20 protein-coding genes and 1 riboswitch are annotated in these 13866 nt (G+C 69.8%); of the genes, 13 read left to right on the forward strand and 7 right to left on the reverse strand.

Features of this window, described 5'->3' with window-relative positions; translation table 11 throughout:
• Positions 1-35 precede the first annotated feature (35 nt).
• A complete protein-coding gene (locus C3481_RS10270; protein ID WP_181021918.1) occupies positions 36-2075 on the reverse strand; it encodes a TPM domain-containing protein in 2040 nt (679 codons plus the stop codon).
• A 181-nt stretch (positions 2076-2256) separates the two neighbouring features.
• On the opposite strand from C3481_RS10270, the gene C3481_RS10275 reads away from it, so the two are divergent.
• From C3481_RS10275 to C3481_RS10295, 5 genes are all read left to right on the forward strand, one after another.
• Complete coding sequence (locus tag C3481_RS10275) at positions 2257-3090, forward strand: DUF3097 domain-containing protein (protein ID WP_103842191.1); 834 nt, start codon at positions 2257-2259, stop codon at positions 3088-3090.
• Positions 3091-3139: 49 nt separating this feature from the next.
• Positions 3140-3889, forward strand: a complete 750-nt coding sequence (gene trmB, locus C3481_RS10280) for a tRNA (guanosine(46)-N7)-methyltransferase TrmB (RefSeq protein ID WP_023955279.1) — start codon at positions 3140-3142, stop codon at positions 3887-3889.
• Positions 3890-3905: 16 nt separating this feature from the next.
• Complete coding sequence (locus C3481_RS10285; protein WP_237049155.1) at positions 3906-4763, forward strand: CPBP family intramembrane glutamic endopeptidase; 858 nt, start codon at positions 3906-3908, stop codon at positions 4761-4763.
• Positions 4764-4780: 17 nt separating this feature from the next.
• Positions 4781-4845, forward strand: a riboswitch (guanidine-III (ykkC-III) riboswitch).
• Between the two features lie 10 nt (positions 4846-4855).
• The gene (locus C3481_RS10290; RefSeq protein ID WP_023955277.1) at positions 4856-5170 is read left to right on the forward strand and encodes a multidrug efflux SMR transporter; all 315 of its coding nucleotides are present in this window, start codon (positions 4856-4858) and stop codon (positions 5168-5170) included.
• A 1-nt stretch (position 5171) separates the two neighbouring features.
• Complete coding sequence (locus tag C3481_RS10295; RefSeq protein ID WP_023955276.1) at positions 5172-5585, forward strand: multidrug efflux SMR transporter; 414 nt, start codon at positions 5172-5174, stop codon at positions 5583-5585.
• Here C3481_RS10295 and C3481_RS10300 read toward each other — a convergent pair.
• Positions 5517-5696: a hypothetical protein gene (locus C3481_RS10300; protein ID WP_023955275.1), complete on the reverse strand. Its 180-nt coding sequence runs from the start codon at positions 5694-5696 to the stop codon at positions 5517-5519. The two genes, C3481_RS10295 and C3481_RS10300, sit on opposite strands and share 69 nt — an antisense overlap.
• A gap of 159 nt (positions 5697-5855) precedes the next feature.
• Between C3481_RS10300 and C3481_RS10305 the strand changes: the two genes are divergently transcribed.
• Positions 5856-6047: a hypothetical protein gene (locus tag C3481_RS10305; RefSeq protein ID WP_023955274.1), complete on the forward strand. Its 192-nt coding sequence runs from the start codon at positions 5856-5858 to the stop codon at positions 6045-6047.
• Positions 6048-6159: 112 nt separating this feature from the next.
• Complete coding sequence (locus C3481_RS10310) at positions 6160-6642, forward strand: pyridoxamine 5'-phosphate oxidase family protein (RefSeq protein ID WP_023955273.1); 483 nt, start codon at positions 6160-6162, stop codon at positions 6640-6642.
• A gap of 75 nt (positions 6643-6717) precedes the next feature.
• On the opposite strand, the gene C3481_RS10315 is transcribed toward C3481_RS10310, so the two are convergent.
• Positions 6718-7554, reverse strand: a complete 837-nt coding sequence (locus tag C3481_RS10315; RefSeq protein ID WP_103842193.1) for an alpha/beta fold hydrolase — start codon at positions 7552-7554, stop codon at positions 6718-6720.
• A 181-nt stretch (positions 7555-7735) separates the two neighbouring features.
• Here C3481_RS10315 and C3481_RS16785 point away from each other — a divergent pair, with 181 nt between their 5' ends.
• Together C3481_RS16785 and C3481_RS16790 are read left to right on the forward strand one after the other, a co-directional pair.
• On the forward strand, positions 7736-7972 hold the full coding sequence (locus C3481_RS16785) for a DNA-formamidopyrimidine glycosylase family protein (RefSeq protein WP_258039109.1): 237 nt from the start codon (positions 7736-7738) through the stop codon (positions 7970-7972).
• On the forward strand, positions 7969-8472 hold the full coding sequence (locus tag C3481_RS16790; protein ID WP_258039100.1) for a hypothetical protein: 504 nt from the start codon (positions 7969-7971) through the stop codon (positions 8470-8472). The genes C3481_RS16785 and C3481_RS16790 overlap by 4 nt, the downstream gene beginning before the upstream one ends.
• 4 nt (positions 8473-8476) lie before the next feature.
• Here the strand turns inward: C3481_RS16790 and C3481_RS10325 are convergent, their stop codons facing one another.
• Complete coding sequence (locus C3481_RS10325) at positions 8477-8989, reverse strand: MarR family winged helix-turn-helix transcriptional regulator (RefSeq protein WP_023955270.1); 513 nt, start codon at positions 8987-8989, stop codon at positions 8477-8479.
• Between the two features lie 121 nt (positions 8990-9110).
• On the opposite strand from C3481_RS10325, the gene C3481_RS10330 reads away from it, so the two are divergent.
• Genes C3481_RS10330 through C3481_RS10340 form a run of 3 tightly spaced genes read left to right on the forward strand, consistent with a single transcriptional unit; the run spans position 9111 to position 10096 of the window.
• Positions 9111-9497: a hypothetical protein gene (locus C3481_RS10330; RefSeq protein WP_071919273.1), complete on the forward strand. Its 387-nt coding sequence runs from the start codon at positions 9111-9113 to the stop codon at positions 9495-9497.
• Positions 9494-9844 carry a peptide ABC transporter permease gene (locus C3481_RS10335; protein WP_103842195.1) on the forward strand — a complete coding sequence of 117 codons (351 nt, stop codon included), beginning with the start codon at positions 9494-9496 and terminating at the stop codon, positions 9842-9844. The genes C3481_RS10330 and C3481_RS10335 overlap by 4 nt, the downstream gene beginning before the upstream one ends.
• 42 nt (positions 9845-9886) lie before the next feature.
• Complete coding sequence (locus C3481_RS10340) at positions 9887-10096, forward strand: hypothetical protein (protein WP_103842197.1); 210 nt, start codon at positions 9887-9889, stop codon at positions 10094-10096.
• 87 nt (positions 10097-10183) lie between these two features.
• On the opposite strand, the gene C3481_RS10345 is transcribed toward C3481_RS10340, so the two are convergent.
• A complete protein-coding gene (locus C3481_RS10345) occupies positions 10184-10699 on the reverse strand; it encodes a hypothetical protein (RefSeq protein WP_103842199.1) in 516 nt (171 codons plus the stop codon).
• A gap of 15 nt (positions 10700-10714) precedes the next feature.
• Positions 10715-11791: a peptidoglycan DD-metalloendopeptidase family protein gene (locus C3481_RS10350; RefSeq protein WP_103842201.1), complete on the reverse strand. Its 1077-nt coding sequence runs from the start codon at positions 11789-11791 to the stop codon at positions 10715-10717.
• A 108-nt stretch (positions 11792-11899) separates the two neighbouring features.
• Here C3481_RS10350 and C3481_RS10355 point away from each other — a divergent pair, with 108 nt between their 5' ends.
• On the forward strand, positions 11900-13054 hold the full coding sequence (locus C3481_RS10355; RefSeq protein WP_103842534.1) for a hypothetical protein: 1155 nt from the start codon (positions 11900-11902) through the stop codon (positions 13052-13054).
• 17 nt (positions 13055-13071) lie between these two features.
• Here C3481_RS10355 and C3481_RS10360 read toward each other — a convergent pair whose 3' ends face one another.
• Positions 13072-13674 carry a TetR/AcrR family transcriptional regulator gene (locus C3481_RS10360; RefSeq protein WP_103842203.1) on the reverse strand — a complete coding sequence of 201 codons (603 nt, stop codon included), beginning with the start codon at positions 13672-13674 and terminating at the stop codon, positions 13072-13074.
• Positions 13675-13866 lie beyond the last annotated feature (192 nt).

Here is a 13866-nt window from a genome sequence, read left to right on the forward strand (position 1 = left end):
TCCTTTCGTGGGTGGTCTGGAAGAGGAGAAAGTCGTCAGAAGCGGCCGCCGCCGCGGCGAGAGCGGCCTCCGCCGCCGAAACCTCCGCCGCCGCTGCGACCACGGGAACCGCCGCCGAACCCGCCGCGCGATCCGCCGAACCCGCCGCCCAGGCCGCCGCCGAAGCCGCTGCCGCCGAAGCCCGACGAGCGGCGTCCGGACGACCCGCCTCCGAGGAGCGAGTTCAGCACCATGCCGCCGATCATGGCACCCATCATGCCGTTGGAGCTCGAGCCGGACGACCCTGTTGCGAAGCCGCCGACATCACTGCGCGCCGCGTCGATCGCGAGTCCGCTCAGCTGCGTCGCACGCGTTGCATCGGCCAGTGCCCGCTCGGGTTCGATCTGCGCGGTCGCCTCGGCGCGGTCGAGCGAGGCGCGTGCTTCGGCGATGCGCGTTCGGGCGGTCGCGCCGACGGCGCCGCGCCTCGTGCCGATGTAGTCCTCCGCGGCGGAGACCTGGGCGCGGGCCTGCTGCAGCTGCTGTTCGAGCGTCTGCCGTGCGCGGGCGGCCCGCTGCGCGGCATCCCGGGCGCCGGCAAGCGCAGCGTCGATCGCGGAGTTCGCACCCAGGAGCGCGGACAGTGCCGCCTGCGGGCGGCGGTGCTCGCCCGTCAGCTGAGCGCGCGCGGCATCGATCTGCTGCCGCGTGGCGGAAGCGACCGCGGCGAGTGCGCCGTCGGGGTCGGGGACGCCGACCGCTGCAGCGACATCCTGTTCGAGGTCGGTGATGAGCGCAGCGGCGTCGCGCTCGGCGGTGGCGAGGTCGGTTGCGACCTTCTCGACCGAGGCTTCCAGCTGAGCAGCTTGAGCGACAGCTCCCTCGGCTGTGCGCAGCGATACGGCAGCGGCGGCGCCGTCGCCCGCCGCGATCGACTGCTGCGCCGACGCGAGCTGCTCATCCGCGTAGGTCAGGCGGCTGCGAGCCTGCTCGGGGTTGTCGTCGATGGTCGTGAGCTCCTCGGGGGCGTACGCCGATCGCAACCGCTCGAGAGAGGTGACCGCCCCGTCGAGCCCGGCCCCGGCGGCGTTGCGCTCCTGCTGGATGCGCGCGAGCGCCTCGGGAGCGTTCTGCTCGAGGTCGCGCAGACGGTCGAACTCGTCGGCACGCGCGTCCAGCTCGGAGTCGGCGTGCGCGCACAGCTCGAGGATCCGCGTGTGGATGGCGCGGACATCGGCCTCGGTGTCGGGCTGGTCATCGTCCAGGCGCTGCTGCAGCGAGAACGCCTCATCGAGGTCGCGTCGCGCCTGAGCCAGCGTCTCGGCGAACGCAGCGGCTGCGTCGTCGCCGAACTGCGCAGTCGCGAATCCGAGCTCCTGCTCGCTGGTGCGGATGGCGTCGTCGGCTGCCACGAGCGCGCTGGCGGAGCGCCGGGCGAGCTGCTCGATCGGCTCGGCCGCCGCGCCACGGACGGAGGCGGGGCCGGCCCCGCCGCGCCGACGGCGGACGAACACGACGATGACCGCGATCACGGCGCCCACGGCGAGGATCCCGAGGACGATCGTCAGGCTCGAAACGCCCGAGCCGTCCGACGCGCCGCCGGGTCCACCGCTGGATCCACCGACCGCAGCCGCGAGCCCTCCGGCTGCGGCGAACGCTGCGCCGCCCCAATCCTCTGCACGGAGCTCCGGAAGGATGTCGCGGGTCTCGATCGTGCCCAGGGTGTCGCCGTCGACCGGGCCGTTGGTGTCGCCCGACAGGTAGAAGTTGCGCTGCTCGGTCGCGATCGCCAGCACGTACTGGGTCGTGCCGAGACCGCCGCGCTCGGCGACCGCGTTGGCCCAGCCTTCGGCGTCGGACGGACTGGTGAAGGCGTCGACGTAGACGACCCACAGATCGACGCCCGCCTCGGAGCTCAACGCGGTGAGCCTCTCGTCGACGGCACGCTCCTCGCTCGACGAGAGCGCATCGGCCTGATCGACGACGCGTCCCGAGCCGAGGTCGACCGGGTCGGTCGCCCAGGCCGCGGCGGAGCCGCCCACGACGAACATCAGGCTCGCCACGATCGAGAGCGTCACCGCTCGGAGCACGCGCATCCGTTCCCCTTCCGAGGTCGGAGGACCGGCCTCGTCTCCACTCTATTGAGGGCGTCGTGTCCGAGCCTATGCCGGGACTGTGAATCAGCGGGCAGCGGAATCGCGGCGCGGATACCCGGCGACGGGAACGGCCGCGGTTACGCTGACCGGCGGCCCGACGGGGCACGAGGCGGGAGGAATCATGGACGACAGATACGGCACCGATGTGCTCGCGAGCGGATGGCGGGACGCCGGACGCAAGGTCGTGCCCGAGGTGCCCGCCGATCCCGATCTCGTCGTCGAGGTCGCGTCGGACGGCTACTGCGGGGCCGTCGTGGCGGTGCGCGGCGGGAACGTCGAGCTCGAGGATCGCCTCGGAAAGGTGCGCCTGTTCCCGCTCGGGGGCGGCTTCCTCGTCGACGGCGAGCCGGTCAAGCTCGTGGCGCCGAAGGCGGCGCAGCCGGCCGGCCGGCTGCGGACCGCCTCGGGCTCGTTCGTGGCTCCGCGGCAGCGGGCGCGCGTGGCACGGGCGTCGCGCATCCTGGTGGAGGGGCGACACGACGCCGAGCTCGTCGAGAAGGTGTGGGGTGCCGACCTCCGCGTCGAAGGCGTCGTGGTCGAGTATCTGCAGGGGATCGACCTGCTGGCGGACCTCCTGCGAGACGAGCCGCCCTCCGCCGAGCGTCGCTACGGGGTGCTCGTCGACCATCTGGTCGCGGGCTCGAAGGAGACCCGAATCGCGGAGCAGATCCTGCGCGGTCCGCACGGCGCCCATCTCAAGATCGTCGGGCACCCCCACATCGACGTCTGGCAGTGCGTCCGCCCCGAGGCCGTCGGCATCCGTGCGTGGCCTCAGGTGCCGCGCGGCATCGAGTGGAAGATCGGCGTCTGCCGTGCCCTCGGCTGGCCCGCCGAGGACCAGGCCGACATCGCGCACGCGTGGCAGCGCATCCTCGGATCTGTTCGCACCTACCGCGACCTCGATCCTGCGCTGCTGGGCAGGGTCGAAGAGCTCATCGACTTCGTCACGGCCTGACCGAACGCGCCGGCTGGGCGCCGCCCCGGCCGGTCGATACCCTGGACTCATGCCGCAGACCGACGCGCCCGACACCGGTGACGAACCCCGCTACCGTGAGCGGCCCGTGTCGTTCGCGCGTCGGAGCGGACGGATGAGCGATGGACAGGAGCGAGCCTGGAACCAGCTCGGCGACTTCTACAACATCCCCGTCGAGCGCGATCAGGCCGTGCTGAGCGTCCGCCCGGGCTCGGAGGTCGATCCTGCGGCGCTGTTCGGCCGCAGCGCGCCGCTCGTGGTCGAGATCGGCTCCGGGCAGGGGCACGCCATCGTCGCGGCCGCGCAAGCCGCGCCCGAGACCGACTTCCTCGCCGTCGAGGTGTTCCGGGCCGGGCTCGCCCGCACCATGCTCGATGCCGATCGTGCCGGCGTGCGGAACCTGCGCCTCGTCGAGGCGAACGCGCCGGAGGTGCTCGAGCACCTGCTGCCGGCGGCATCCGTCGACGAGCTCTGGATCTTCTTCTCCGACCCCTGGCACAAGACGCGTCACACGAAGCGGCGCCTCATCTCGCCGGATTTCACGCCATTGGCCGCGCGGGTGATCAAGCCCGGCGGCGTGCTGCGTCTGGCGACCGACTGGGAGGACTACGCCCGACAGATGCGCGAGGTGATGGGGGATGCCGCGGGCTTCGCCCCCGCCTTCGACGGAGAGTGGGCGCCGCGCTTCGAGGGACGCGTGATGACGGCCTTCGAGCGTAAGGGCATCGCGAAGGGGCGCGACATCCGCGACCTCGCCTACCGCCGCATCGACGCGGCCTGACGGGAGGGCGGACGCCGTGAAGACGCACCCGGGACTGGCCGCTCGTCCGATCGTCTCGGCGAGCACCGTGCCGGCGCTTCTGGTGTGTCTGGCTGCACCCGCCTTCTTCGTGCTGCTGCAGCCCTGGCTCGGGTGGACGCTGCTCGTGCTCGGCCTCATCGCCGCCCTCGGTGTCGACCGGTGGCGCGTGGGCGAGGATACGCGGCCCTCGCTGGCGCGCGATCTCTCGCTCATCGCCCTCGGTCTCGTCGTCGTGAGCCTGATCGATCTGAAGGCCGAGCTCGACAACCTCGCGATGCTGCGCTTCACCCTCGCGCTGGGAGGTGCGGTGCTGTTGCCGTACCTCGTGTCTCGCTTCGTCTACCGCGATCACGCGATCCGCTTCCCCTGGCGTGGCGGAGGGCGCTGGACGACGTTCCAGTGGGTCTGGCTCGCCGCCGTGCTCGTGCTCGGGTGGCTCATCCTGCCCTTCTACTTCATCACCTCGGGCGTCTACACGAACTGGCCGGTCGTCGACACCCCCGATCTCATCGCGCGCCTCTTCATCGGCGTCGGTGCCGTGGGCATCTGGGACGAGCTGTTCTTCATCTGCACGTGCTTCGCGCTTCTCCGGCGGCACTTCGCCGACGTGTCGGCGAACGCTCTGCAGACGATCGTGTTCGTCTCCTTCCTCTGGGAGCTCGGGTACCGCGCCTGGGGTCCGGTGCTGACGATCCCGTTCGCGCTCCTTCAGGGCTACATCTTCCTGCGCACGCGGTCGCTCACCTACGTCGTGACGGTGCACCTGCTCTTCGACGCCGTCGTCTTCGGCGTCCTCGTCCACGCGCACAATCCGGGGCTTCTGGACGTCCTCTTCCTCGTCCCTGCGCCCTGACGCGAGCTACGCTGGAAGACGGGGCCCCGGCCGGGCCCGCGGACGAGGGAGCAGTACCCGCACCAGACAAGACTGACTCGGACAGGTCTGTCATGGCATGGGTGATCCTGATCGCATCCGGCGTCCTCGAGGCGGTGTGGGCCGCCGCGCTCGCGGCATCCGAGGGATTCCGGCGGAAACGACCGGCTCTGCTGTTCGCCCTCGCGCTCACCGCGAGCATGGCGGGACTCGCGTTCGCGATGACGGAGCTGCCGACCGGCACCGCCTACGCCGTGTGGGTCGGTGTCGGCGCAACGCTCACCGTCGTGTGGGCGATGGTCACCCGTCGCGAGCGCGCGTCGACCGCGCGCATCCTCTTGCTTCTGCTCCTGGTCGCCTGCGTCGTCGGCCTCAAGGTGGTGAGCTGACATGACACGTGCATGGACGATCCTGCTCGCCAGCGCGGTCTGCGAGGCTGTCTGGGCGACGGCCCTGGGCGAATCGGACGGGCTACGCCACCCCGTGCCGAGTGTCGTGTTCGCCATCGGTCTGCTGCTCAGCATGCTCGGGCTCGGACGCGCCATGAAGCACATTCCCATCGGTACGGCCTATGCGGTCTGGGTGGGGGTGGGCGCAGCGCTGACCGTGACCTGGTCGATCGCGACGGGCGCTGAGGCGTTCGCTCCGGGCAAGGTGGTCTTCATCGCCGGCATCGTGGTCGCTGTCATCGGCTTGAAGCTCGTTCCGGCCACGAGCAGGACTGCGGCGCGAGCGTCACAGCCGAGCGAGGAGCGCGGGACCGAAGACGAGAGCGGCGGCGATCGGCACGACGAGGGCCGCTAGGGCGATGATGCCGAGGATGGCGATGTTGCCCAGGATCGAGCCGACCAGGGCGCGACCGCGGCCGGCGGCGAGGTGGATGCGGTCGAGGGGAGAGAGGGGAGCGGCGGTCACGGTTCGACGCTACGAAGCGGTGGCCCTGCGAGGCGTCGGTCGATCGGCTGAGAAGCATCCCCCTGCGGGATGATCCGTGCCTCACGCGTGTCAATACCCTCGGTCCGCGCCGGCTCGGTGCGTAGCGTCGCGGTCACGCAACGACGAGAGGACGAACACATGAGCGAGCGAGAGCGCCCCGACATCCCGGGCGACGACATCGAGACCGGAACCGCCACCGGCGGGGCATCGGCCTTTCCCGGGGCTCCGAGCGCGGCGCCCGACGAGCCCGCGCCGGAGGGTCATGGCGGAGATGCCGACACGACGACCGATGACGACGGTCAGCCGCTCGACAACCCCTCGGGCGGTTGAGAGGTCGCGCGACTGTCGCCATCGAGTCGGCTGTCAAGACGGCGACCGAGGGCTGGTCCCGGTGCGAGCCTGGACCCACGGATGACGACCACCCCAGATCGAAGGAGAAACGATGAGTGACAACGAAGACCCCCGCGCGATCCTGGCGGAGCTGCTGCCCGAGTTCCGGTTCGCCATGGTGACGACGGTCGACGAATCGGGGAAGCTCACAGCGCGCCCGCTGACGGTGCAGGAGGCCGAGTTCGACGGAGACCTCTGGTTCGTCGTCGACCGCGGATCGTCCGTCGCGACCCACGTGGCCTCGCGGCCCGCCGTCGGCGTCGCCCTCAGCAAGGACGACGCATGGGTCTCGCTCGCCGGTGAGGCGACCATCGTCGACGACCGCGCTCGCCTCGAACACTACTGGTCGAGCACTCTCGAGGCCTGGTTCCCCGACGGCCCGGACGACCCTCGCATCACGCTGCTGCGGGTCGACGCGATCTCGGGGGAGTACTGGAGCAGCGCCGGCGGACGCATCGCGACCGCCATCGGCCTGATCAAGTCGAAGATCACCGGTGAGACCTACGAGGGCCGCAACGAGAAGCTGGACCTCTGAGTCTCCGGGCCTCTACGCCACGATGGGCCGTCGCCGCTGCTGCGGGACGGCCCATCGTCGTCGTGCGGAGCAGTCCTACTTCGCGAGGAAGGCGAGCAGGGCGTCGTTGAACTCGCGGGCGTGGCTCACATTGAGGCCGTGAGGCGCATCTTCAATGAGCGCCAGCTCGCTGCCCGGAAGCTGCTCATGGGTTCGCTTGCCCGAGCCTTCGAAGGGGACGGTGCCGTCGCCGTCGCCGTGGATGATCAGCGCTGGCACGGTCACCGCGGCCAGATCGCGGCGGAAGTCGGTCGTCGCCCAGGCCTCCATCGACTTCAGTGCCGCGTGGTGGTCGGCCTGGCGCGCGAGTGCGAGGGCCTCCTGGCGCTGCTCCTCCGTGACCTTGAGCTCGCCGTCGACGGAGAAGAAGGCGGTCGTGAAGTCGTCGTAGAAGGTCGCTTCATCCGCTCGGAGCCCGTTCTCCATCTCGTCGGCGGCCTCCTGCGTGAGCGGGCCCTCGGGATTGTCGGGCGTCTGCGCCAGGTACGGCGGCACCGCGGCGGCGAATACGACACTGTGCAACCGGTCCTGGCCGTGGTTCGCGACGTAACGCGCGACCTCACCGCCTCCCATCGAGAAGCCGACCAGGGTCGCGTCGCGCAGATCGAGGGTGTCGAGGACGGATGCCAGGTCCTGGGCGAACGTGTTGTAGTCGTAGCCCGAGCGCGGCTTGTCGCTGCGACCGAAGCCGCGGCGGTCGTAGGCGACGACGCGGTACCCGGCCGCGGTGAGGGCGGGGATCTGCTCGGACCACGACTGCGCCGACAGCGGCCAGCCGTGGATCAGGACGACGGGGCGGCCCGAGCCGCCGGTGTCGTCGACGTGCAGCTCGATGTCGTTGAAGAGGCCCTTGTGCGCAGTGATCTCAGTCATGACGACATCGTCATCGCGTCGGGAGTTTTTCTCGACCCGTTGACGGTTCAGAAAGCCGAGGCTAGGGCCCTGCGGCAGACTGGGGGGAATGAGGTCAGCATGACGCCCGGGGCGATCCGTGCCGGAAGGTGACAGCGTCTTCCGAATGGCGGCCCGGCTGCGGCCGCAGGTCGTGGGTCGCATGATCTCGTCCGGAGAGCTCCGCTCGGGCTCGGCTGCCGGGACATCCCTGGCCGGTTGGCGGATCGCGGGGCTCGAGACCCGTGGCAAACATCTGATCACCTGGCTCGATCCCGGTTTCGCACTCCACACGCATCTTCTGATGCAGGGGTCGTGGACGGTGACCCGTTCGGGACGCACGGTTCCGGTGCGCGTGCAGTCGGCCGTGCGAGTGCGAGCCGAGTTCAGGGGGGTGTGACGCTCTGGGGCATCGACATGCCCGTCGTCGAGCTGTTGCGTGCCAATAGCGTGGCGACCGCGCTCGGTCACCTGGGGCCGGACCCGCTGCGCGATGATTGGGATGCTGTGGAGGCCGTGCGGCGGCTCGGCGCCCGTCCGGATCGAGCGTTCGTCGGCGCGCTCCTCGATCAGCGCAACATCGCGGGTCTGGGAAACCTCTGGGCCAACGAGCTGGCCTTCCTCTCGGGCGTCCACCCGTTCGATCCCGTCGCCACCGCCGACCTGGATTCGCTCGTCGCACGTGCCGCGCGTGCTCTGCGCCTCTCCGCGACAGTGCCCGGCATGTACCAGGTGACCACCGGCTCCACGCGGCGCGGCAGCGCCCACTGGGTGGCTGGCCGCGCCGGCAGGCCGTGCCTCAGGTGCGGGACGCGCATCCTCGTACGCGCCGAGGTGTCGGGTGATCCGGAACGGCGACGCACGTGGTGGTGCCTCGCCTGCCAGCCCCGCCGAAGCTGAAGGATCAGCCGGTGGGCGCTGCTCCGCGCTGACCCTGGAGACGGGGTGCCGGCTCGACGGAGTCGACGGCGTCCTGCATGCGCGAGAGGAAGTCGATCACGGCTGCGGTCGCCTCGGGCGTGGTCTCGTCGGCCACCTGATGCATACGGTCGTGCATGGCCGACAACGTGGAGCGGACCTCGTCGTCTGCGCGTTCCGTCGGTTCCAGGTAGACGCTGCGGCGATCGCTCGGATGCGGCACACGACGGAGGTAGCCCGCAGACTCCAGGCGGTCGAGCAGGCTCGTGGTGCTGGCCGAAGATATGCCGAGGTACTTCGCGACATCCCCCGGCTTCACGGGAATGTTGCGCGACTGCGCGCGCAGAAGCTGTCGGATGACCAGCAACTCGTTCTCGCCCATAGACATCGACTCGCGGGTCCGGCGGCGCATGGCCGCCTCCGCGGCCTGGTACAGGCGCAACGCCTCGAGCGCGCTGGTCGCACGCCGACGCTCGTCGTTGTAGAAGAAGCCGGTCATCTGCACACCTCCGCGTTCATGGCTGGTGAGTTTTACCTTAGCAGATATCTAACTTGACGAGATACTTGCCCACCTAGTAGCGTTCCGAACAAGTCATCCAGCATCTGTGAGGAGAGCAATCATGGGCCAGCTGTTCTACGGGAACACGTCCGAGTCGATCGAGGTCCCCGACCGCCTGCTCGCGCACCTCAAGGTGCTCGCCGCGACCAAGCTCCGCCGATCGGAGAGCTTCACGCTCACTTGGCGGCACGGGGCCGACATCGCCGCGGGACGACAGACGATCTGGCTGCAGCCGTCCATCCCGCTCCGCTTCGTCTTCGACGGGCTCGAGGCGGAGAAGCTCGACTCCGCGCTGCTGACGGAGATGGCTCGTGCCGCCACCTCGTCCACCGGCCTCGTCGTCGACTTCGCCGACTTCGACGTCGCTCCCGCGCTTCCGGTCGCGCCCGCTCTGCCGACAAGCGGCGACATCGCACCCGTTCCGGGCGAACTGGCGACCGCAGCATGAGCCTTCTCCAGCACGCCCCTGCACCGACCCGCATCCTGAGCGCCCGGAATATCACCTGGTCGACGGTCGCACCTGGCTTCTACGTCGCCTCGACCGACGGCGAGTTCGTCGGGTCGGTCGACACCTCTTCCGACGGGCACTACATCGCTCTCGACGGCCAGGCCACTCCGATCGGACGCTACGCGACGCTCAAGGAGGCGCAGCGCTCACTTCTGACGACGGAGGCGCCGGGCAATCGTGCGCGGAAGTCCCGCGCACGCCGCAAACTGCGTACGGCCGCCACCGCGTCCGGCGCGCTGGCCGGTGCGCTCGCTCTGACGGCGGGAGCGCTCGCCCCGTTCATCTGAGACCGGACGGCAGAAGCCGTCGACGAAGAGAAGGAGGACGACATGAGCGACGACACCCGTCGTGAGACCGACGATAACGCCTACGAGGGTCCCGACGTCGAGGTCTCGACGACCGACACGGATAGCGACGGCACGCGTGAGCCGGGTGGTCTCGGCAAGGACGGCACCATCCCGAGCAACCCGGACGGTGTCGCGGCCGGGCACACCGGGACTGCGTCGACCTTCGAGCCGGAAGAGGACGAGAAGTCCTGACCCGATCGATGTGCCCGGAGACCTGTTCTCCGGGCACTTTCGCGTTATCGGGCGTGACGGGGCGTGCCACAGTTGCGTGTCACCGAATCACGTGCCCTGGTCCGGCTCCGTCGCCGTAGACCACTGCTCGAAGTCGTCCGCATCCGGGGTGATCCGACCCCAGCTCGCGTCGACGGTCATGTCGCCGGTGAGCAGGCAGGCGTACTCCAACGGTGCGTCGACGGTGGGGTCGGTCACAGGGACGACGACGTACCACAGGCCGTCCGGGCGCAGAGCGGATCGGGCGCGCTCTCTCTCGATCGTGGACCGATCGAGTTGCTCGGATGCCGGGGCGTTCTCGTCTCTGACCGCGACGAGGCACGCGTCGAGGAGATCGGATGTCGACAGTCGCGGTGTCGGCTCCGACGAGACCGGGGGCGTCGCCGAGTGCGGTGTCCCGGACGGTTCCGGGTGAGTCGTCGGTGACAGGGTCTCGCTCGGGGTCGGCGGTGGCGAGGGTGCTGCCGCGCCGCCGACGCCCGGGGTGGCGCACCCCGCGGTGAGCAGCGCGAATGCGAGGATGGCTGGCACACTGATGCGACGCCGAAGGACGATGCCGGTCATAGGTACTCCTCGTTCTCAGTTCTCGATGCTCGCGGGCGCGCGGAAGCTGTCTCCCTCGTACTGCCAGATGTCGGGCCAGCGCGCGATGACGCCGTCGCGCTCCTCCGCGCTCGCGGTGTAGAAGTGGTGCCGTGCGGACGGACTCCAGAATCGCGCGACGGTCACCGTATCGGGGACGGGCGAGCGGGCTGGATAGACGAAGAACGCGGTGCCTTCGTACGACCAGACATCCGGCCAACGAGCCATGACCGCATCGCGCTCGCCGGCATCCGTCGTGTAGAAGTGGCCGTTGTACTGGGCGCTCCAAAAGCGGAAGAGCGGCACCGTGCCCGAAACCTGAGTCGTGAACGCCTGGTAGGCGATTCCTTCGTACGACCAGATGTCGGGCCAGCGGGCTGCGATGCCATCGCGCTCGGCCGAGCTCGCTGTGTAGAAGTGTCCCTGGTAACGAGCGCTCCAGAAGCGGTAGACCGGGGTCGCCGCTGTGGGCGACGTCGCCGGAAGCGGCGCTCCCTCGATGAGCCACGCGGGGTTCCAGACCGTTCCCGTGCGGTGGGGGCCCGAGAAGATCGCCAGGTGGAGATGGGCGTTGGCCTCCGTGCGCGGTCGCACGTCCCCCGTGTTCCCGGTTCGCCCGAGCGGAGTCCATCGGAAGACCCGCTGGCCCACGCTCACCAGAGGGCTGCCGCGTTGCATGTGCAGGTACTCCGAACGCACACCTGCGGCATGTTGGACGACCACGAACACGCCGCGGCTGACGTCGCCGTCGTCACCGACAGCGGTCACGGTGCCGTCGGCGACTGCGAGGATCGTGGTCCCGATGCGGGGGTTCACGTAGTAGTCGGCGCCGATGTGCCCGCTGTACGTCTGCCCGGGGTAGCCGTCGACGCCCGATCCGCGCGTGGCGCGGCTGGCGAAGGGATACCCCCAGACGATGGGAAGCGCGGCGTGCTCGGCAGGCGTCTTCACGGTGTAGGTCAAGGCTCGAGCGGGCGCCGCTGAGGCGAGCACCAAAGAACCGGCCGCGACGGATCCGAGCAGCACCGTGCGGCGGCTGAGCGCTCGCGGGGTCTCGTTCTCGTGCGTCGACACGTGTCGAACCTAACAGGATGTCGGGATCCTGCCGAGGGGCGGTCACTCGCCGCTCTCGGTGGCCGGGACCTTTCTCTTCGTGAAGGGGCACGCCGATAGGGTCGGATGGTGCTCCGTCTGGTCTTCTTCGCAGCTGTCGGCGCGCTCCTGGGGGGCGCCGTGGTCGAGTATGTGGGGCCGCCGGATGCCGGCTGGGCGATCATGAGCATCGCGCTCCCGGTCGCGATCATCAGCGGGACCTTCATCCTCATCGGCCGCTCGATGGCCGGGGGAGTGGCGGTGTCGAAGGACGACCTCCGTCGAGCCCTCGACTCTCGCCGGCTCGGCCTCGCGCGCGTCGATGCGATCCGGCAGACCGGAACCCAGATCAACGATCAACCGTTGTGCGAGATCGACCTGACCGTGCGCCCGATTCAGGGGGAGGCGTACGCGACCACCTTGCGCACCGTCGTCGCCCTGACGGAGCTTCCCGCGTTCCAGCCCGGAATCCGGCGTCAGGTCGCCATCCTCCTCGATGGCGGACCCGAGGTCGCATTCGTCGATGGTGAGCTCTCACCGGCCGAGGCCGGCAACCTCACGATCCCCGATCGTTCGTCGGTTCGGTTCGTCCCCATCGCGAGCCACACCCGGATCTCCGGCGGGCGCCGCAAGGGGCCTCTGATCGGCGTGGGGCGACGCGGCCGGCCGCTGCGCCGGCTCGTGTTCGCGGCTGTCGCCGTCGCGGTGGCCGTCCTTGTCGTCGCGCCCTATCGCGAGGCCGTTGCGCAGACCGTCGATGCGGTGCTCGACGGCAGGGCGCACGTCGACCTGCGCCAGCCCGGACCGCTCGCGCAGGCCCAGGCCGCTCTCGAACGCGAGATCGGCCACGATCGCGTGAGCTCGATCTACGTCACCCCGGATTTCGTCATCGTCGAGGCCCCGGTGACCCCCGCCACCACGCATACCGACAGGTGGATGTACCGAGGCGGTCAGGTCGAGCACTCCGGTGCGGCGTCTATCCAGCCGAAGTCGGCCACCGAGGCCTTCTCGTGGGACGACGTCGATCTCGCACGCATCCTTCCGACCATGGAGGATGCCGCCGCACAGAGCGGGCTCCCTGTCGGCGACGCGGGGGCGACGGCCGGGCGAACGTGGGGCGGCGCCGAAGCGGTGTCATCCGGTGAGAAGTCGGGGCCCGTCGAGATCAACTTCTCACTCGAGAACGACTACGAGAGCGCGTCCTTCCGGATGTCGGCTGACGGGAGCGGGCTCAGCCGCGACTGACCTGCAGTCCCCGCGACTTACGGGCGGGCCGCGTCGTTGGACCCAAGGCGAGTCAGCGCGGAACGGAGGCTGCTCTCGACGAGCGCGTCGTCGGGCAGGGTGTGCGGCGGCAAGAACATCCGTGTGATGAGGGGCCCCATCAGCAGGTCGTAGACCTGATCGGCGTCCATATCGGGCCGCTCGATCTCTCGTCGCGCGACCGCGGCGTCGATGACGTTCTTGATGCGCACCCGGCGCGGTCGGATGAACTCGGCGTCAAGCAGTGCCGAGAGGTCGTCGTCCGTCCTCGCGACCCCGACGAGGTCGACCAGGCTGTTTCGGGCGACTGGGTCCGACAGCACTGCGATGCCCTCCTGTTGGAGCGCCCGCAGGTCGCCGGCGAGCGAGCCGGTATCGGGTACCTGGCCGGGCCCGAATCGGCGAGCCAGCACGATGACGGCGAGGTGGGCCGCGCTTCGGAACCGCCGATAGAAGGTGGGGCGCGTCGAGCCGGCCCGGCTCACGAGCCCGTCGACGGTGAGAGCGGAAAAGCCGTCCTCGGCGAGGACCCGCTCCGCCTCCCGGAGAAGGTCTTCGGTGATGTCCTGAGCGCGCGGACGACCGACCCTGTTCCCGGACATGCCGTCACTGTAGCTGCGGCGTCTTCGCGCACGCTCAGGACCCTTCGTGGTGCGGATCGTCGCCGCAGGTTCCGGTACCTTTCGTGCCGAGCGCCGGCACCGGCCCCGGGTCGACGACGGCCCGCTATCCTGTGAGTGCCCACCCGTGCCCTATCGAGAAAGAACACCCGTGAGCAATCGCCATTCCTCCAC

The organism is Microbacterium sp. Ru50, assembly GCF_002920555.1.
Taxonomy (GTDB): Bacteria; Actinomycetota; Actinomycetes; order Actinomycetales; family Microbacteriaceae; genus Microbacterium; species Microbacterium arborescens.